General features: G+C 61.1%; 16 protein-coding genes, 1 tRNA gene and 1 pseudogene. 8 read left to right on the forward strand and 10 right to left on the reverse strand.

What is annotated here, in order from left to right; all coding sequences use genetic code 11:
• Positions 1 to 49 precede the first annotated feature (49 nt).
• The 3 genes from L630_RS0102335 to aroQ all read left to right on the forward strand — a co-directional run bounded on the left by L630_RS0102335 (position 50) and on the right by aroQ (position 2,419).
• Positions 50 to 1,030, forward strand: a complete 981-nt coding sequence (locus L630_RS0102335) for a sialic acid TRAP transporter substrate-binding protein SiaP (RefSeq protein WP_024846682.1) — start codon at positions 50 to 52, stop codon at positions 1,028 to 1,030.
• A 39-nt stretch (positions 1,031 to 1,069) separates the two neighbouring features.
• Complete coding sequence (locus tag L630_RS0102340) at positions 1,070 to 1,888, forward strand: TIM barrel protein (RefSeq protein ID WP_024846683.1); 819 nt, start codon at positions 1,070 to 1,072, stop codon at positions 1,886 to 1,888.
• 63 nt (positions 1,889 to 1,951) lie between these two features.
• Positions 1,952 to 2,419: a type II 3-dehydroquinate dehydratase gene (gene aroQ / locus L630_RS0102345; RefSeq protein ID WP_024846684.1), complete on the forward strand. Its 468-nt coding sequence runs from the start codon at positions 1,952 to 1,954 to the stop codon at positions 2,417 to 2,419.
• A 231-nt stretch (positions 2,420 to 2,650) separates the two neighbouring features.
• Here aroQ and L630_RS0102350 read toward each other — a convergent pair whose 3' ends face one another.
• The gene (locus L630_RS0102350) at positions 2,651 to 3,052 is read right to left on the reverse strand and encodes a DUF930 domain-containing protein (protein ID WP_245263638.1); all 402 of its coding nucleotides are present in this window, start codon (positions 3,050 to 3,052) and stop codon (positions 2,651 to 2,653) included.
• Between the two features lie 187 nt (positions 3,053 to 3,239).
• Positions 3,240 to 3,881 carry a dihydrofolate reductase family protein gene (locus L630_RS0102355; RefSeq protein ID WP_024846686.1) on the reverse strand — a complete coding sequence of 214 codons (642 nt, stop codon included), beginning with the start codon at positions 3,879 to 3,881 and terminating at the stop codon, positions 3,240 to 3,242.
• A gap of 103 nt (positions 3,882 to 3,984) precedes the next feature.
• On the opposite strand from L630_RS0102355, the gene L630_RS0102360 reads away from it, so the two are divergent.
• On the forward strand, positions 3,985 to 4,335 hold the full coding sequence (locus tag L630_RS0102360) for a metalloregulator ArsR/SmtB family transcription factor (protein ID WP_024846687.1): 351 nt from the start codon (positions 3,985 to 3,987) through the stop codon (positions 4,333 to 4,335).
• A complete protein-coding gene (locus L630_RS0102365) occupies positions 4,316 to 4,804 on the forward strand; it encodes an SRPBCC domain-containing protein (protein WP_024846688.1) in 489 nt (162 codons plus the stop codon). The genes L630_RS0102360 and L630_RS0102365 overlap by 20 nt, the downstream gene beginning before the upstream one ends.
• 62 nt (positions 4,805 to 4,866) lie before the next feature.
• Here the strand turns inward: L630_RS0102365 and L630_RS23110 are convergent, their stop codons facing one another.
• The 5 genes and pseudogenes from L630_RS23110 to L630_RS0102390 form a co-directional block, all read right to left on the reverse strand.
• On the reverse strand, positions 4,867 to 5,067 hold the full coding sequence (locus tag L630_RS23110; protein ID WP_348601453.1) for a helix-turn-helix transcriptional regulator: 201 nt from the start codon (positions 5,065 to 5,067) through the stop codon (positions 4,867 to 4,869).
• 585 nt (positions 5,068 to 5,652) lie between these two features.
• A pseudogene (locus L630_RS22350) lies at positions 5,653 to 6,310 on the reverse strand (glycerophosphodiester phosphodiesterase family protein); the annotation flags it as partial.
• 422 nt (positions 6,311 to 6,732) lie between these two features.
• Positions 6,733 to 8,379, reverse strand: coding sequence for a BCCT family transporter (locus L630_RS0102380; protein WP_024846689.1), 1,647 nt, complete (start codon positions 8,377 to 8,379; stop codon positions 6,733 to 6,735).
• A 223-nt stretch (positions 8,380 to 8,602) separates the two neighbouring features.
• Positions 8,603 to 8,676, reverse strand: a tRNA-Gln gene (locus L630_RS0102385).
• A 454-nt stretch (positions 8,677 to 9,130) separates the two neighbouring features.
• On the reverse strand, positions 9,131 to 9,622 hold the full coding sequence (locus L630_RS0102390; protein WP_024846690.1) for a MarR family winged helix-turn-helix transcriptional regulator: 492 nt from the start codon (positions 9,620 to 9,622) through the stop codon (positions 9,131 to 9,133).
• 44 nt (positions 9,623 to 9,666) lie between these two features.
• Between L630_RS0102390 and L630_RS0102395 the strand changes: the two genes are divergently transcribed.
• Both L630_RS0102395 and L630_RS20925 read left to right on the forward strand, forming a co-directional pair.
• Entirely contained in the window at positions 9,667 to 11,181 is a 1,515-nt protein-coding gene (locus tag L630_RS0102395) for an FAD-dependent oxidoreductase (RefSeq protein WP_024846691.1), read from the forward strand.
• 45 nt (positions 11,182 to 11,226) lie between these two features.
• Positions 11,227 to 12,438 (forward strand): MFS transporter, encoded by a 1,212-nt coding sequence (locus tag L630_RS20925; RefSeq protein WP_051473071.1) that lies wholly within the window; start codon positions 11,227 to 11,229, stop codon positions 12,436 to 12,438.
• 79 nt (positions 12,439 to 12,517) lie between these two features.
• On the opposite strand, the gene L630_RS0102405 is transcribed toward L630_RS20925, so the two are convergent.
• Positions 12,518 to 14,905, reverse strand: coding sequence for a transketolase (locus L630_RS0102405; RefSeq protein ID WP_024846692.1), 2,388 nt, complete (start codon positions 14,903 to 14,905; stop codon positions 12,518 to 12,520).
• A gap of 128 nt (positions 14,906 to 15,033) precedes the next feature.
• Between L630_RS0102405 and L630_RS0102410 the strand changes: the two genes are divergently transcribed.
• Entirely contained in the window at positions 15,034 to 15,504 is a 471-nt protein-coding gene (locus L630_RS0102410) for an Lrp/AsnC family transcriptional regulator (protein ID WP_024846693.1), read from the forward strand.
• Positions 15,505 to 15,520: 16 nt separating this feature from the next.
• On the opposite strand, the gene L630_RS0102415 is transcribed toward L630_RS0102410, so the two are convergent.
• Together L630_RS0102415 and L630_RS0102420 are read right to left on the reverse strand one after the other, a co-directional pair.
• The gene (locus L630_RS0102415; RefSeq protein ID WP_024846694.1) at positions 15,521 to 16,501 is read right to left on the reverse strand and encodes a GlxA family transcriptional regulator; all 981 of its coding nucleotides are present in this window, start codon (positions 16,499 to 16,501) and stop codon (positions 15,521 to 15,523) included.
• A 117-nt stretch (positions 16,502 to 16,618) separates the two neighbouring features.
• Positions 16,619 to 17,620, reverse strand: a complete 1,002-nt coding sequence (locus L630_RS0102420; RefSeq protein WP_024846695.1) for a dipeptidase — start codon at positions 17,618 to 17,620, stop codon at positions 16,619 to 16,621.
• Positions 17,621 to 17,625: the final 5 nt, after the last annotated feature.

Raw genomic sequence — 17,625 nt, forward strand, 5'->3', positions numbered from 1 at the left:
GTTCGAGGGACTCCTTCGCTTCGCAGCCTGTTTAAGGGAGGAAAATACCATGAAACTGAACAGACGGACCCTGTTCGCCGCATGCGCCGTCGGATCGATGCTGATGTCGATCCCGGCTCTTGCCCAGGACAAGACCGAAATTCGCTTCTCCGCGATCTTCTCGGACCGCGATATCCGCGCGGAAATGATGGAGAAGTTCAAGAACGCGGTCGCCGACGACTTCAAGGTCGAGAACTTCTTCAATGGCTCGCTTTTCAAGCAGGGCACCGAACTGGTCGCGATCCAGCGCGGCAATCTGGAGATGGGTAATATCGCGCCGCAGGACTTCGCAAAGCAGGTACCCGCCTGGTCCCTTTTGACCTCGGCCTATCTGTTCCGCGACGTCGACCACCTCAACAAGTTCTTCGCGAGCGACGCTGGCACGGAAATGAAGCAGATGGTCGAAGACCAGCTCGGGGTGAAGATCCTCGGTCCGACCTTCTTCGGCACCCGCCAGGTCGGGTTGAAGGGCAACAAGAAGATCAACACGCCGGCCGACATGGCCGGGATCAAGCTTCGCATGCCTGGCGGCGACGCCTGGCAGTTCCTCGGGCAGGCGCTGGGTGCCAACCCAACCCCGATGGCGGTGACGGAAGTCTATACCGGCCTCCAGACCGGAGCGATCGATGGCCAGGACAACCCGCTGCCGAACGTCCAGACCCTCAAGTTCCACGAGGTCATGGACCAGATCGTGCTGACCTCCCACCTAGTGGGCTTTGATCTGCTGACCATCTCGAAGGCGGTCTGGGACAAGATGCCCCCGGAGCAGCAGCAGAAGGTCCAGGCCGCAGCGGATGAGGCCATTGAGTGGAGTGCGCAGCAGCACACCGCCAAGGAAGCCGAGCTTGCGGAGTTCATGAAGCAGAACGGTCTTGACGTCTACACGCCGGACGTCGCGGCTTTCCGTGAGTACGCACAGAAGCTGTACCTCGAGTCCGACCTGGCCAAGGACTGGCCGGAAGGCATGCTCGAGCGCATCAACGCCCTCTAGCATCTGGCAGGGGCGGCACCTGATGCCGCCCCGCTTCATATGAACATCATGATCCGAAAACTTGGACTGGCTCATTTTTCCGCCATCAGCTTGCCGCCGACAGAGTTCGTCACTCTGGCTGCTGAGGCGGGTTTTGCACGCGTCGGCCTGCGCTTGTGTGCGCCGTTTACGGGCGCCCCACACTACCCTCTTCGCGCCGGGTCGGCTGAGATCCGTGATCTCTCCCGCAAATGCGCGGATCTCGGCATCGAGGTCTACGACATTGAGGCCGTGGTCATCGACGCCACCTTTGATGCAGGCGCGCTTGTTCGGGCCCTGGAGGCCGCAGCAGAACTTGGTGCAAAGCGTCTCTCCGTTGCAGGCGATGATGAAAACGGCCGTCGCCTCGCCGACAACGTCAGTTCGCTCTGCGAGATGGCGTCGAAATTTGGCCTGAGCGTCGACATGGAGAATATGGGCTGGCGCACGATCGCGACCTACGAGCAGGCCGATGCTTTGGTCGCCGCCACGGCCGCAAAGAACGCCGGCGTGCTCGTCGACGCCCTGCACTTCTTCAGGAATGGCGGCAAACTCGAACAGCTGCGCGCGGGGATTGCGCGTGTCCAGAGCGTCCAGCTCTGCGATGTCCGCGGGCTGGCGCCCACGACCGCCGAAGGCATGGTGGCTGAGGCACGTTCAGGCCGCTACGCCCCCGGAGAGGGAGAGCTTCCGCTTCAGGAACTGCTCGCAGCTATCGGCGACACCGTTTTTGTCTCAATCGAAGTTCCGCTGGCCGACCCCGCGGGCACACCGCACGATCATGTCCACCATCTGATGACGGCAACCCGGCGTCTCCTGACCCCAGCGGGTCAGGGCTGAAAATCCCGCCGCCCATCGTCACCAAATCCCGCTCAAAACTTACCTCTAACAACAGGTGACTTCATGAAGCTCATTTACGTCCTGAACGGTCCCAATCTGAATCTGCTCGGCAAGCGTCAGCCCCACATTTACGGCCATGAGACGCTGGAAGACGTGAAACAGGCATGCCTGCAGGTTGCTGCCGAGAACGGCCTGGCGATGGAGTTTCTACAAAGCAACTCGGAGGCCCAGATCGTCGACTGGATCCACGCGGCACGCGAGGTGGCGTCCGGCATCGTCATCAACCCGGCCGCTTTCACCCACACCTCGGTTGCGATCCTCGACGCCCTCAACACCTTCGACCATCCGATCATCGAGGTGCATATCTCGAATGTTCACAAGCGCGAGCCGTTCCGCCACCACTCCTACGTCTCCGGGGTTGCCTCGGGCGTTATTGCCGGCTTCGGCACCCAGGGCTACCTGTTCGCGATCCAGCGGATGGCAAAGTTGCTGCGGGAACATGAGGCCGTGGGCGCTTCGGCGCAGGGCTAGGATCCGACAGTCTGGCCGTTTGAACTTGAGCGTCCACCCCAGAGACCCGAAAACGGACTGTCCGGTAAGGCCCCCCCTACCGGCCTGTATCACGTCCGAGATGAACGGCAAGGAGGTACCGGTGGGGCCGCCCGTCAGCACGATCAGGACAGTGGCTGATGCCACGACGACTACGACGTCCAGGTCGTCGTCCAGAAAGGCGAAGCAGCGAAACCGAGCTAGCCGATCCTCTCAATCGTAGAGATTGTATTTCGCCCACTCGTCGTGCGGGATCTTGGGACCGATCTCGTATCTTAGTATGTGCGCATCGAGGTGGCGCGGACCTGTCTTGCACTTGTACGAGAGTTGGTACCACTCACCCTTGCTCCGGAACGCTGCGCCAGGAGCAGTTATTGCATCTCCTTCGATGAGCGGGTTCTCGAACGTATAAGCGACTACCTTGTCCGCATTGAAGCCTCGGTGCTCCCTGTTTATTTTGTCCATCACCTCGAAGTCGCATGTCTGCTCCAGCCGGGTGATGGGATCGAGCTTCAGCAACTGGCCGTTGAACCTGTCGTCCGCTGTTGCCCACGCGTGGGGTGTAAAGACGGCCAGGATCAGGGAAGCCAGCGATAGAAGCATCGTCAATTTCATAGGTACTCCAGAGGTGGTCGGCGTACGTAAGGAAATAGCGCAACGGCCGTCAGGGCCGTATGACAAAGAGCAACCTCATGCCGCAATCAGGACATCGATGTCCAGACCGCGGCACCGCGATATCGGTTGCTCGCACGAAATCCATCCAGCACGACACCCTGGAAGCCGATTAATTCCGCGGGTACGGTTATCGCCGGAAAGTGACGTGCAGCGTCCCGCTCTCAGCCGTTTCTGTCTTAAAGGCATAGCCCGTTTCCCAACCGCGCAGGTCGTCCCAAAGCCTTATGCCGCGGCCAAGCAGAATGGGCGTAATGGCGACGTGCAGAATATCAACCAGCCCCGCCTTGAGATAGTCGCGGACAAGAGACGGGCCACCGCCGATCCGTATATCCTTACCTTCTGCAACCCTTGCCGCTTGCTGGAGCGCATCAGAAACTGACGTGTTCACGAAATGAAAAGTGGTCCCCCCGGCCATCTCGATCGAAGGCCGAGGTTGATGCGTGAGGACGAAGACAGGCACCCGAAAGGGAGGTTCATCTCCCCACCAACCACGCCAGTCTGGATCATTTGGGTGAGCATGTAACCCGAACATGCCTGCGCCAATTATCTCGGCACCGATATTTGTGAAGTACGCGCGCGCATATTGATCATCGACCCCGGTGGTGCCGGCACCGGACGTATCGTTGAACACTCGCTCACGCACGGTTCGAGTGCCAGCATATGCCGCAACAAGACGCGACCAGTCACGGCCAAACGGATCCTCTGCGGTTTGATCCGTCGTCGTGGCGAAGCCATCGAGAGAGATGTTGAGATCAACACGAACTGCCATTCGAACCTCCCATTGGTTAGGCACACACCTTACCAATAGGAAACACGAAGGCAAGTGCCTTAATATCATTGACGCAGGGGCGCACATCGCTCTACCCTTGGGCATGCCTGCTCATTCGACCCCGCTTGATCTTGTCTTTCACGCTCTCAGCGATCCCACCCGACGCGCTGTGATATCCCGGCTTGCTGAAGGGGAGATGCCTGTCAGTGCGCTGGCTGAACCGTTCGACATGGCGCTGCCTTCCTTCACACAGCATCTTAGAGTGCTGGAGGAATGCGGATTGATCGCCAGTGAAAAGCGCGGGCGCAGCCGCTGGTGCCGGCTAGAACGGGACCGGTTCGAGGAGGCTGCCAACTGGATGGAAATGGAGCGACGGCGCTGGGCTGAACGGCTGGACCGGCTGGAAGTCTATCTGGACAAGTTGGAGGCGAATGATGACGGAAAAGCTCTTTGAAGCCTGGTCTCTCGAGCGTGAGATCGTTCTGGTCAAGGTTCTGAAACACCCAAGGGACAAGGTTTTCGCCGCCTGGACGGATCCGGAAGCTCTCGCACAGTGGTACGGCCCTGCTGGTCTAGGCATTGAGACCTATGAGGCCGATATTAGAGAAGGTGGTGTGTGGCGGTTCGATATGGTTGGCCATTTCGAGGGCCAGCACCAGCGTTTCTCCACTCTCATGCGCTTCCTGAAAATCGTTCCCAACGAAGCGATCGTAGTGGACTACGGTACCCCTGAGCCCGATGATCCTGATCGCTTCTATATGATCATCACGTTCGACGAGCAGGCGGATGGCAAGACCGTGCTGACCATTCGGCAGCTTCACCCCAACCGCGAGCGGCGGCAAACAGTCATCAACTTTGGCGCGGTGGAATACGGTCTGCAGACTTTGGACGGCCTTGCGGCTTGGCTCGATCGCGAACACTGAGGCGGGCAGTTGTTCACGGCCATCAGGCTCCGCCAGCTTATGGAGACTTTGATTGCTGTGTGTCAGCGGCCGAAGGAGCTGGTCTTGAACCCGTCACGGTAAGCGGTTGGTGTCTGTCCTGTAAAGCTGCGAAAGGAAGCATTGAACGCTGAGAGCGATTGGTATCCAACACTGAGCGCAATTTCAGTGACCGGGAGATTCGTTTCTGCGAGCATCTCAATTGCGCGGATCATTCGCATTCTCCGCAGAATTTCCCCCCCCAGCGTTGACCCGTTTCCGCCAGTAGTCTTCGCGCCAGTGTCCTCGGCGTCTGACCGGTCATCCGTGAGACGTCCTCGAACCGAAGCGGCTCAGCCAAAAGGCTTTCCGTAATCGCCAGCGCGCGTATGACTCCTCGGCTTTTGCCTGTCGGGATGGTTGCCTTGCTCGGGGTGTCTGCCAATCGCCAGGTTACCATCTGCAGGGTACGAAACAGGCTGAGCCTGTACTCAGATAGAGGCTCGTCTTCTTCTGTCCGTCCACATTCCTTCACGATCTCCCGCGCCAACGGCGTCATTTCGAAGACCGAAAGCGGAGCCCTTGGCGTGGGGGCAAATCGGCTCGAAAATAGCACCGAACAGACAGACATCTTCTGGTTGAGCAACAATCGCAACGGCGTCCCCGCGGCCACCAATGCCGCTCGATCTGGTGGAAGCGACCATGCAGCTCCCTCGGCCTCCAGCCGCATTGCGCCAAATGAGACATACAGGAGGTAGTGGTGCTCAATCTGGAGCTCACGTGGTGGCTGAGGGAATAGATCTTGATAGATGCAAAGCGCATCAGAGACAGCGATTTGTCGCTGAGGCTGTATCATACCCCCGCAGTCCAGGAATCAGCCGAAGGCTTTCACGGGTTGGGATATCGCCGCCGTAGACGCCAAAAATCGCCTGTCGCCATTCGGGGTTATTTTGCAGGAGCTCGGCCAAAGCCTCCGCCTCATCTAGCCTCTGGCTCTTGAAGTTGATCAGGAATTTTCGTCCAGGAAATTCCCGTAGCACCTCATCCAAAGTGGGCATCAAGCCAATCCCTTTACCGCGGAGCGGAAAAGTCCTGCCGCTGTCGGCTGTATAGCCATAACCGACGTCAAGTTCCTGGAGCCTGATCATTAGGGTCTCTTCGGCGATACCCGTTCCGTCGGTCCTGCAATCGAGCGTCCAGTCGTGGAAGACAAGCAAATTTGCCGTCAGGTGTGAGATGGATGTCCAACTCCACAACTGCCGCACCGTATTGGAACGCCGCCTGCATGGAAGGAAGCGTATTCTCAATAAATTCGTGAGCCGGAGGCAAAATTCGCGATGCCGTGCAGGTGTCGTTTTCCAGGTCTTCCGGACTGAACGTCTGATGCACGCCGCGGTGTGACAGCAACTTGATATTCCCGGCTTCGGGCCTCGCTCCAAGCAAAGACGTGTTTGCAAGCCACAGCACCGCAACTGCAATCGCGCCCGCCATCAATGCCTTACGAAACACGCAGCAACTCCCGATAGAACATGAGCAGTTCTATGCTGAATTGCGGCTGGAGTGGGGACACGACGCGTCCCTCGGGTCGAAGCCCGCGTCTACCTCGATTGAGCCCCGGATATGAAGGAAGTGCATCCGCGTTCCTCGGCACGCCCAGCCAGGATTGAGACGCCGGCGTGGACCGAAGTGGTTCTTGCGACCATCGCTCTTCGACGTCCGCACTCCCTGGAAGTCGCGACCGTACTCGATCCGCGCCGCTATGGGGTATGATGCGCGACGTGTGAGTACGCGGATAAGTTTTTGCTGTATCACTGCCACTTGGCTTGTGCAGCACGTCGCGCAAGCGACGAGGAATTCGGCATCGCCCCATCAACGGGTGTTTTCCGAATTTCTGGGTGCGATGCCGGGAAGCCAAGCGCGATGCTTCCACGTTAGCTTGAGGCTGCAATACCTCGCGGCTCGGACATCAGGCCACGCGCGAGCGCGTAGCAGCCGAGCAACAACACAATCGTGAACGGCAGCCCTGTCGAAACGGCTGCCGCCTGCAGCGCCGCGAGGCCACCACCGAGCAGTAGTGCAATCGCCACGAGCCCCTCAAAGGTCGCCCAGAACACGCGCTGTGCAGTCGGAGCGTCGACCTTGCCACCGGCGGTGATGGTATCGATCACCAGCGAGCCGGAGTCCGAGGAGGTGCAAAAGAAGACGATCACGAGAATGATGCCGACAAACGAAGAGATCGATGTCAGCGGCAGATGAGATAGCATGGCAAATAGCTGCAGCTCGAGTGCTGCTTCCGAGATATCGTTGAAGCCTGCACCGATCAGGCTGATAGCTGTGCCGCCAAAGCTTGTCATCCAAAGCACCGACACAAGTGACGGCACCAGAAGCACCGCGATCATAAATTCGCGCACCGTCCTTCCCCGGCTGACACGAGCGATAAACATGCCGACGAATGGGGACCATGAGATCCACCAGGCCCAGTAGAAAGCCGTCCATCCCTGTCTGAAATTATCGTCTTCACGACCAAATGGGTTCGACAGCGCCGGCAGGTATTCGACGTAGGCTGCCAGGTTCAGAAAGAAGCCGGAGACGATGGCAAGTGTTGGCCCCGTTGCGATTACAAACAGCAGCAGAAGGGCCGCCAGCACCATGTTTATCTCCGAAAGCCGCCGTACGCCTGCATCAAGCCCAGCGACGACCGAAATCGTGGCGATTGCAGTGATGCAGATAATCAGCAGCACCCTTGTGACATCTGTGTCTGGCATGCCGAACAGGAAGCTCAGCCCCGCATTTGCCTGCTGGGCTCCCAGACCAAGAGAGGTCGCCAGTCCAAATAGCGTCGCAAAGACCGCCAGAATATCGATGATGTGGCCAGGCCACCCCCAAACTCGCTCCCCGAAAACGGGATAGAAAATCGACCGCATCGTCAGCGGCAGCCCCTTGTTGTAGGCAAACAGGGCAAGTCCCAACGCAACCACCCCGTAGATCGCCCAGGGGTGCAAGCCCCAATGGAAGATCGTCGCGGCCATCGCCAGCCTCCGCGCGCCTTCGGCATCACCTTCTGCACCAGCAAGCGGGGCCCAGTCGGTGCGCACGCCGCCTTCTTCGGTCACGCCCGCAAGTGCCGCGTCAAAATTTCCGATCGGCTCCGCAACGCCATAAAACATCAACCCAATGCCCATCCCGGCGGCAAAGAGCATCGAGAACCAGGCGGGATAGCCGAAGTCGGGCCTTGCCTCGCTCCCGCCGATACGGATGGAACCCCACGGCAGCACGATAACAGCAAGCGACATCAGGACGAAGATGTTGCCCGAGATGAGGAAGAACCAGTCCAGCTTGGAGGTGAGCCAGTCGCGAAGGCCGGTGAAGAAGGCATCGGCCTCGTTCTGCAGCGCCAGCGTGATGATCACAAACGAAACGATCACCAATCCGGAGATAGCGAAAACGGGATTATGAACATCGAAAGTGAGTGCCCCGATGCTCGGCTGGACATTGTCCTGACCAACTTCATAGTCAGTCTCGATGATGTTCGTTGGGCCCTCGGGTTCCGGAATGCCAGTCGTCTGTGCGTCGGTCATCTGCCTCTCCCTCAATGATGATGTGGGCGGCACCCACCTTGAGTCCTCGTGGCGATGACAACCTTTAGGGCCGCCCTTGGCAAGTCCTTCGTGGGGGAGCGCACGCGATGGGATCCGAGAAGCCGTGGCGGCGGCCACCTCTCGTGATCAGCGTCATCGGCACGATGCGAAAGCCTGCGCAAAGCCTTGGAATTCCAGCGTTTCAACGATTTTGAGGAGCGGTTGGCTGGGGAACCTGGATTCGAACCAGGACTAACGGAGTCAGAGTCCGCTGGTCTACCGTTAACCTATTCCCCAGCATCAGGCTGCTTGTTTGCCGGCCCGGAGATCGGCTGCGCCGTTGGCGTCAGCGATGCGCCGGATATAGACGCCGCCAGAAAATAGTCAACCCAGAAATCTCCACCTGCCTGTGATTTTTCATGATTTTCTCCCCTACCCGCCGATGCTGCGGGGTGGCGGGTGATCCCTTCGAAGGCCGCCTCGGCGGTGCCGCAGGCGGTAGCGCCGCGTCACAACGCATGCAAAGTCAACCGTGGTTGATCCGAAGTTGCCCACCCCCTTCGCCCTGATTTTTGATGAAGACGAAGAACAGCTGTTAAGGAGCCAAGATCAGTGGAACCGGCCCGCAGCGGACTACCCACTGCAGGCTTGGATCAGCGAAAGCTTTGGAGAATCCAGGCGACCTGCAGCAGCGACACTCGAAATCTCAGATGTCACCTATGCTGGCTGGCCACGCTCCGCGCCGCCTAGGCTACCCCTCCTCCCCTTGGCGCTCCTCCTTCATCGCGTCGGCAAATTTGCGCATCAGGCGCACGAGTTCATCGACTTCATGCGGGTCCCAGCTTGAAAACACCGCCGCGGCGATTCGTTCGCGGGCGGCGTCGATCCGGTCGGTCATTGCCTTGCCCTTGGCTGTCACCACCGCTTCGTTGACGCGGCGATCGGCAGCGCTTTGCCGGCGCTCCGCGAGGCCAAGACTTTCCAGCTTCGCGACCTGGCGGCTGACGGTGGTGTAGTCACGACCCACGCGCTCAGCCAGTTCGACGATGCCAACCGGTCCCAGCCGCTCGATGCTGACCAAAAGCGGAAACAGCGCCCGGTCGAGCGCAATGCCTGCCTCGCGCACGAGCTCCTCGTCGCGCTGCGGCTTGTTCATCAGGCTGACGATGTCCAGCAATGCGCCATGCAAAGCACGGACCTGCGGGCCAATCTGTGTATTTTGCACTTTTTTTGTTGACGACATTCCCAGTCTCCTATTATGTGCATAATGCACACAAAGAGATCGATATGGCAAACGAATTTGCGGCAGACGTGCTCGTCTGCGGTGCGGGAGCGGCTGGCCTGACGCTGGCCCTGGAACTGGCAAGGCGCGGTATCTCTTTCCGCCTGATCGACAAGGCGGTTGAGCCGTTTCCGGGCTCACGCGGCAAGGGTATCCAGCCGCGAACACAGGAAGTTTTCGAGGACCTCGGCATTCTCGACAAGGTCGTGGCCGCTGGCGGGCTCTACCCGATGATGCGCGTCTACAGCCCCGACGGAAGCTTCATCGAGAAGGATTTCGGCGAGCGCCCGGAGCCAACGCCTGCCGAACCTTACCATATTCCGTTGATGATCCCCCAATTCCGGACGGAGCGGATCATGCGCGACCGGCTCGCCGAACTCGGCGGCCATGTCGAGTTCGGCCGGGAACTGGTCGGCTTCGAGCAGGACGAAAGTGGCGTCTCGGCGCGGGTTGTGGCAGGCGACCGTGAGGAGGCCCTCCGCGTTCGCTATCTCGTCGCGACGGATGGCGGCCGCAGCTTCGTGCGGCGCGCGCTCGGCCTCGACTTTCCTGGCAAGACGCTGGGCGTCCGCGCCATGGTCGCCGACGTAGCGCTGACGGGGCTGGACCGCAACTGGTGGCACCAGTTCAATGAGGGCGACATGCAATGGATGCTCTCGATCTGCCCGCTGGGCGGGACCGATCTTTTTCAGATCCAGGCGCCTGTGCCGCCCGAGGGTGAAGTCGACCTGTCGGCCGCTGGGCTGCAGCAAATGGTTACGGAGCGGACCGGGCGCATGGACATTCTCGTCCACTCCGTGAGCTGGGCGTCGGCCTATGAAATGAATGCCCGTCTGGCGGCACGCTACCGCGTCGGCCGGATATTCCTCGCCGGCGATGCCGCCCATATTCACCCGCCGACGGGCGGCCAGGGCCTGAACACCAGCGTGCAGGACGCCTACAACCTTGGCTGGAAGCTCGCGGCGGTTCTGCGCGGTGGCCCCGACGATCTGCTCGACAGCTACGAAAGCGAGCGCCGCCCGGTGGCCGAAGATATGCTCGGGCTCTCGACGCGGCTTCTCGATGCTGGCCGGCGCGGCGATATCCGGCGCGGGCGAGAAGTGCGACAGCTCGACATCGGCTACCCCGATTCACCGCTTAACCTCGAAGGATCTGCCCGCATGGGTCGCCTCCGGGCGGGCGATCGCGCTCCCGACGCGCCGGTTGCCGGCGCTGCAGGCCAGCCGACGCGGCTGTTCCAGCTTTTCAAGGGGACGCACTGGACGCTCCTCATCAACGGAGAACATGCTTTCCTGACACGTGCAGGCCTTCACCAATATCAGTTGGGCGATCGGGCCGACATCATCGACACGGGGAACCACGTTCGCGACGCTTATGCTCTTGCCGGTGGCGAATGCGTTCTGGTTCGCCCTGACGGCTATGTAGCCGCGATCACCACCCTCGATGCTGAAGGAATGAGCCAGCTCGAAGCCCTTCTCGATCGCGTCGGCCTGACATCACCTGGGGAGGCAAGGCAATGAGCGCTGGACACTGCACCGTCTTTGTCAACGAGCGAGGTGCGTAACATGACGATCCAGCCTATGTCCGAACGCGCGACCGGGGCGAAGACGCTCGACTGGCGGCGCATCTTCCCCGTTTTCATGATCGTCTGCGCCTATGCGGCGGGCACAGCCGCGGTGCTGCCGGTACTGCCGTTCCACATCCGGGAAATGGGAGGCTCCCCCCTCGTCCTGGGCGTGGTCATTGCCACAGAGGCCGTGGGCCAGTTTGCCTCTGCCCCCTTGCTTGGCCAGTTTTCGGATCGTTTTGGGCGCAAGCGCATTCTGCTGCTCTGCCAGATGGTCGCGGCAGCGAGCCTGCTGCTGCTCGCGCTTGCTCCCAACGTCGTCGTCATCCTGATCGCCCGGGCCATGTTCGGCCTTACGGCAGGAAATATTGCCGTGACGGGGGCATATGTTGCGGACCATACCGACACCGCCAGCCGGCGGCAGGCGATGGGGATGCTGATGGGGGGCGCCGGCGTCGGCGGCATCATCGGTGCAGGTCTTTCCGGCCTGCTTTCCGAGACTTCTCTGACAGCACCTGTCCTTGCCGCATTCGCGCTGGTGCTTCTGGCAACCCTGATAACGGTTCTGCGACTGGAAGACGGCCGTCCGCTGGAGCTTACCCACGAGCGGGAAACGTCTGAAAAGACGTCATTCGGAGCCATCCTGAGTTCACCCGCGATCCGAATTCTCGTCGTGGTGATGCTGTGCCACTTCTTCGCCTACGGCATGTACATGTCGCAGATGCCGGTCTTCCTTGGCGATACCTTCATCTGGAACGGACATGCCTTTACGGCCAGGGAGCTGAGCTATCTGATCATGGCTGATGGCGGGATCAATCTGTTTGCCCAGCTCTTCCTGCTGGGCTGGCTGAGCCGATACCTGAGCGAGCTCAACCTGATCCTTCTCATCTTCGCGATGATCGTGACCGGGTTCGTGACGGCCAGCCTTGCCACCACCATTCCGGTGCTGTTGCTCGCGGTATTCTGCATCAGCGCCGGCGATGCGCTCGCCAAGCCGACCTATATGGCGGCGCTGTCCAACCGCGTACCGGGCGCCCGGCAGGGTATCGTCCTGGGCGCTGCGCAATCGATGGTCGCGCTGGCGGATATTACTGCGCCGGTGCTGGGCGGCTTCATACTCGGCTTTGCCCTGTACGGCGTCTGGATCGGCGTAGCGGTTGTAATGGCGCTTATCGGGATGCTCATCACAGCAGCCCGTCTTTCGCGATAGCGACAGTTTTCGAAAAACATGATTAGCGCACCCGCGTCCCAATTCCGGCCGCGGGTGCGTCGCTTTATCTTGCGCCCCCCTAAACCGCGCGCAAATTCCGGATCGGCTTGCCCGGCGTGAGCGCTTCGGCTGCCTGGATGATGCCGCGGGCGTCGATGCCATAGTGACGGTAGAGTTCGGCGATCGAGCCGGTCTGGCCAAAATGCTCGACGCCAAGCGAGCGGGTGCGGTGGCCGTGGACGGAGCCAAGCCAACCAAGCGTCGCCGGATGGCCGTCGATGACGGTGACGATGCCGCAATGCGAGGGTATGTCCGCGAGCAGGCGTTCGACATGACTTGAGGCATGGACAAGGCCACCCTCGCGAGCGCGCTGCGCCGCCGTCCAGCCGGCGTTGAGCCGGTCGGCCGAGGTGATCGCGAGCAGACCGACGTCGCGCCGGTCCTCGGCCATCATGCCGACGGCCTCGATAGCTTCGGGTGCGACCGCACCGGTATAAGCAACCACGACCTGCGCGTTCGGTCCCGGCTTTCGCATCCAGTAGCCGCCATTGATGATGTCGCGCTCAAGCTGCGGCGTCATCTCGCGCTTCACCTGGTCGATCGAGCGGGTGGAAAGACGCAAGTAGACGGAGCCGCCGGTCGCGTCGCGCAGCCAGGTCAGCGTATCTGGTTCTGCTTCACCCGAGCGCTGCATGTACTCGAACGCCCAGCGCATCATGACGGCAAGCTCGTCGACGAAGGCTGGCTCGAAGCTCGCGAGCCCATCCTGTGCCATGCCGATCAGCGGCGTTGCGATCGACTGGTGCGCGCCGCCTTCCGGCGCCAGCGTCACGCCGGACGGTGTTGCGACCAGCATGAAGCGCGCATCCTGGTAACAGGCGTAGTTGAGCGCATCCAGACCGCGCTCGATGAACGGATCATAGAGCGTGCCAACGGGCAGCAACCGCTCGCCGAAGATCGAATGTGAGAGCCCCAGCGCCGAGAGCATGATGAACAGGTTCATCTCGGCAATGCCGAGCTCCATGTGCTGGCCCTTCGGCGAGAACGACCAGTTGTAGGTCGACGGGATCCGCTCCGCCTTGAAGAGGTCGGCCATCGTCTCCTTGGAGAACAGGCCGCGGCGATTGACCCATGCGCCAAGATTGGTCGAGACGGTCACGTCCGGTGAGGTGGTGACGATGCGCTCGGCAAGTTTTGTGTCGCCCTTGGAGATCTCGTGCATGACAAGACCAAAGCCCTGCTGCGTCGACATGGCGGGCTGAGCGCCGAACTCGAGCTTTTCTGGCACCGGGATCTCGTCGGCGGCATAGCGTCGGCGACCCTTTGCCGCGAACGGCACCGACTTGAGGAACTTTGTCACCGCCTCTTCGGCAACAGAGAGCCCCTCGAACTTATCCCACTCGCGGCCCACGCGCACGTTCATCTGCTGGCGCAGCGCCTCGACCTGCGCCGGCGTCATCAGGCCGGCATGGTTGTCCTTGTGGCCGGCGAGCGGCAGGCCAAAGCCCTTGATCGTGTAGGCGATGAAGCACACCGGACGGTCATGCTGGCGCGCAGCCTCGAAGGCTTCGAGCAGCGACGGCAGGTCGTGGCCGCCGAGATTGCCCATGAGTGCTGCAAGTTCTTCGTCGCTGCGGCGCTCGATCAGACGCGAGACGTCGCCCTGGTCGCCAATGTCGTCGAGCAGACGCTTGCGCCAGGCAGCACCGCCCTGGAAGGTCAGCGCCGAATAGAGCTGGTTCGGGCAGGCGTCGATCCACTCGCGCAGCTTCTCGCCTCCGGGCTCGGCAAAGGCCGCCTGCTGCAGCTTGCCGTGCTTGAGAACGACGACGTCCCAACCGAAATTGCGGAAGATCGCCTCGAAGCGCGCCCACAGGCCCTCGCGCACCACCGCATCGAGGCTCTGGCGGTTGTAGTCAACCACCCACCAGGTGTTACGCAGGTCGTGCTTCCAGCCCTCCAGCAGCGCCTCGAAGATGTTGCCCTCGTCCATTTCGGCATCGCCGACGAGCGCGACCATCTTGCCTTCCGGCATGCCGGGCTTCCAGCCCTTGGCCTGCACGTAGTCCTGCACCAGCGAGGAAAACAGAGTCTGCGCCACACCGAGGCCGACCGAACCGGTCGAGAAGTCAACGTCGTCGACATCCTTGGTGCGCGAGGGATAAGACTGGACGCCCTTGTAACCGCGAAAGTTTTCCATCTTCTCGCGGCTCTGGTGGCCGAGGAGGTATTGGATCGCGTGGAAGATCGGGCTCGCATGCGGCTTGACGGCAACGCGGTCCTCGGGACGCAGCGCGTGGAAATAGAGCGCCGTCATGATAGTTGCCAGCGATGCGGACGAGGCCTGGTGGCCGCCGACCTTGAGCCCGTCGCCATTGTCGCGCAGGTGGTTGGCGTTATGGATCATCCAGGTCGCCAGCCACAGCACCTTGCGCTCCAGCTCTCCCAGCATCCTCAGGTCGGTCATTTGGTTGCTCCCCTTTCTCATTGGCAGAAATGCTACGTCAGAACGGGAGGTGAAACAGACCAAACTTGCGCGCGACGCAGCGTCAGATTAGCCTGTTCAACCAACCTGATGCCTATTATTGGTGAAACGTGCCAAATCCTGAACTCGACGCCATCGACCGCAAGATCCTGCGCGCGCTGCAGGAAGACGGAAAGATTTCAATGGGCGAACTTGCCGAGAAGGTAGGTCTCTCGCCCTCGCCCTGCGCGCGTCGCGTGCGGCTGATGGAGAAGGCCGGCATCATCAAAGGTTATGCGGCAATCATCGACCAGAGGCGAGTGGGGCTGCCGATCAGCGCCTTTGCCTCGATCAAGCTGGAGCGCCAGCGCGAGGAAGATCTCGACCGCTTCGAGGAGACGGTGTCGCGTTGGCCGGAGGTGCTGGACTGCTACCTGATGACGGGGCAGCGCGACTACCTGATGCGTGTCGTCGCCGCCGACCTGGAAGCGTACGAGCGTTTCATCAAGGACAAGCTCACCCGGCTCGACAACATCGCCTCGATCGAGACAAGCTTTGCGCTTGGTCAGGTGAAGCGATCGGAGACGCTGCCGATAAGCTAGCGCGGAAGCCCTTCCCTCACCCGATCCTCGCCGCAGCGCGTGCCTGTGAAGGGGTCTGGCCGTAGACGCGCTTGAAAAGCTTGGAGAAGTGGGTCGGGTTTTCGCAGCCGACCTCGAGCGCCACCTGCACGATTGGCGTCTTCGTCTGCGTGATCAGAAGCCTGGCGTGCTCAAGCCGCACGCGCTTGTAGGCGTAGGCGGGCGACATGCCGGCCTTCTGCATGAACAGCCGCTGCAGCTGGCGCGTCGACAGGCCGACCTTGGCAGCAAGCTCGGCGATTGACAGCTGGCTTTCGAGATTCTGTTCCATGTTGATGAGGGTGGCGCGCACCCGCGCGTCGCCAAAATCCTCGGCAAAGGGCCGTCGCGGCTGCACGTGGAGCGACGGGCGCGGCTGATCAATCTGCAGCACTTCCAGCGCGTTGCGCTGCGCTTCCTCGCCGATATAACGCCGCACCAGTGAAGCGGCCATGTCGGCCGCACTGCTGCCGCCGGCGCAAGAGCCGCGCTTCTCGTCAAGGTTGAAGATCCGGTCGCTCCGCACCGGATGCCCCGGAAAACGCTCCTGATAGGCGCGCACGTGGAGCCAGCTGACACAGGCCTCGTGCTGCTTCATCAGGCCCGCTTCAGCCAGGATAAACGAACCAGTGCACAGGCCGATCAGCGGCACCCCTGCAGCGGCCGCCTTCTTGAGGTAGTCGATGGTCTCGCCATCCACCGGCTCCTCGACGTCGAGGAGGCCACCGACCACCACGATGTAATCGAAATGCTGCGGATCGATCAGCCGGCAGGTTGGGCTCACCTGTACGCCGCAGCTCGACGGGATCAGGTTGCGGGTGCTGCCCAGCACCTCCCAGTCGGCCGCAACGCGACCGGAACGGTCGAGCTGGTCGCTCCCAAGCCGCAGGGTGTCGACGAACAGCGCAAACGCCGACAGCGTGAACAGGCGCGCGAGGACGAAGCCGACCTTGAGCTTGTTCGGTGGCGTGACGGGCATTCGGGGTTCCGATTCGGGCGACAGGTGCCTTCGTCCAGCAAGTAACCGTCCGGCGGGCGGACGCAAGACACCTTAGCGAATTGGCAACCCCGGACGAGCGGGGCTGCCTTGTCGTGCTCAGGCGCCCCAGACTTCACGCAGCAGCGTGACCCAGTTCTCGCCCATGATCTTCTCGATGCGGCTGGTCGACCAGCCGCGGCGCAGCATAGCCTCCGTCAGTGCGCCGGTGTGACCGATCGTGTCGAGGCCTGCTGGATTCTTGATCGTGCCGAAATTGGTCAGGCGGCGGGCGTAGCCCTTGTCGTGGGTGATCCAGTCGAAGAATTCCTGGTCATAGCCCTGCGTGAAATCGGTGCCATAGCCGACTCGGTCCTCGCCGCAGAGATTGATGACGTATTCCATCGCCTCGACATAGTCGTCGACGGTCGCATCGACGCCGCGGGCAAGGAACGGCGTGAACATGGTCACGCCGACGAAGCCGCCGTGATCGACGATGAAGCGCAGCTCTTCGTCGCTCTTGTTGCGCGGATGCTGCTTCAGACCGGCGGGCAGGCAGTGCGAATATGCGACCGGCTGCTTCGAGGCGAGGATGACGTCGCGGCTGCTCACGGGGCCAACATGCGACAGGTCGCAGAGGATACCGAGGCGGTTCATCTCGGCCACAACCTCGCGGCCGAAGTCGGAGAGGCCACTGTCCCGGCTCTCGTAGCAGCCGGTGCTGACGAGGTTCTGGGTATTGTAGGCCATCTGGATGATGCCCACGCCCAGTTCCTTGAACAATTCGAGATAGCCGATCTGGTCCTCGATGCCGGAGACGTTCTGCCAGCCAAGGATGATGCCGGTCTTGCCTTCGGCCTTGGCGCGGCGGATGTCGGCGGTGGTCTTCACCTGCAGGATCAGGTCGGAGTTCTCGCGGAGCCAGGCCTTCCAGCGCATGATGTTGCGCATCGTCTCGGTGAAGCCTTCCCAGATGCAGCAGGTGCAGTTGGCGGCGGTGATGCCGCCCTTGCGCATGTCCTCGAAGATCTCGCGGCCGAAATTGGAGACGATCAGGCCGTCAACGACGGTCAAGCGCTCGTGCAAGGCCGCGGCCTCGGAGTGAGTTGTGGTTACAGTCATGATTT

Source organism: Aminobacter sp. J41 (genome assembly GCF_000526635.1).
GTDB lineage: Bacteria > Pseudomonadota > Alphaproteobacteria > Rhizobiales > Rhizobiaceae > Aerobium.

Coding starts and splice junctions, on each gene's coding strand:
- L630_RS0102335 (WP_024846682.1), top strand. CDS start 50: ATGAAACTGAACAGACGGACCCTGTTCGCCGCATGCGCCGTCGGATCG.
- L630_RS0102340 (WP_024846683.1), top strand. CDS start 1,070: ATGAACATCATGATCCGAAAACTTGGACTGGCTCATTTTTCCGCCATC.
- aroQ (WP_024846684.1), top strand. CDS start 1,952: ATGAAGCTCATTTACGTCCTGAACGGTCCCAATCTGAATCTGCTCGGC.
- L630_RS0102350 (WP_245263638.1), bottom strand. CDS start 3,052: ATGAAATTGACGATGCTTCTATCGCTGGCTTCCCTGATCCTGGCCGTC.
- L630_RS0102355 (WP_024846686.1), bottom strand. CDS start 3,881: ATGGCAGTTCGTGTTGATCTCAACATCTCTCTCGATGGCTTCGCCACG.
- L630_RS0102360 (WP_024846687.1), top strand. CDS start 3,985: ATGCCTGCTCATTCGACCCCGCTTGATCTTGTCTTTCACGCTCTCAGC.
- L630_RS0102365 (WP_024846688.1), top strand. CDS start 4,316: ATGACGGAAAAGCTCTTTGAAGCCTGGTCTCTCGAGCGTGAGATCGTT.
- L630_RS0102380 (WP_024846689.1), bottom strand. CDS start 8,379: ATGACCGACGCACAGACGACTGGCATTCCGGAACCCGAGGGCCCAACG.
- L630_RS0102390 (WP_024846690.1), bottom strand. CDS start 9,622: ATGTCGTCAACAAAAAAAGTGCAAAATACACAGATTGGCCCGCAGGTC.
- L630_RS0102395 (WP_024846691.1), top strand. CDS start 9,667: ATGGCAAACGAATTTGCGGCAGACGTGCTCGTCTGCGGTGCGGGAGCG.
- L630_RS20925 (WP_051473071.1), top strand. CDS start 11,227: ATGACGATCCAGCCTATGTCCGAACGCGCGACCGGGGCGAAGACGCTC.
- L630_RS0102405 (WP_024846692.1), bottom strand. CDS start 14,905: ATGACCGACCTGAGGATGCTGGGAGAGCTGGAGCGCAAGGTGCTGTGG.
- L630_RS0102415 (WP_024846694.1), bottom strand. CDS start 16,501: ATGCCCGTCACGCCACCGAACAAGCTCAAGGTCGGCTTCGTCCTCGCG.
- L630_RS0102420 (WP_024846695.1), bottom strand. CDS start 17,620: ATGACTGTAACCACAACTCACTCCGAGGCCGCGGCCTTGCACGAGCGC.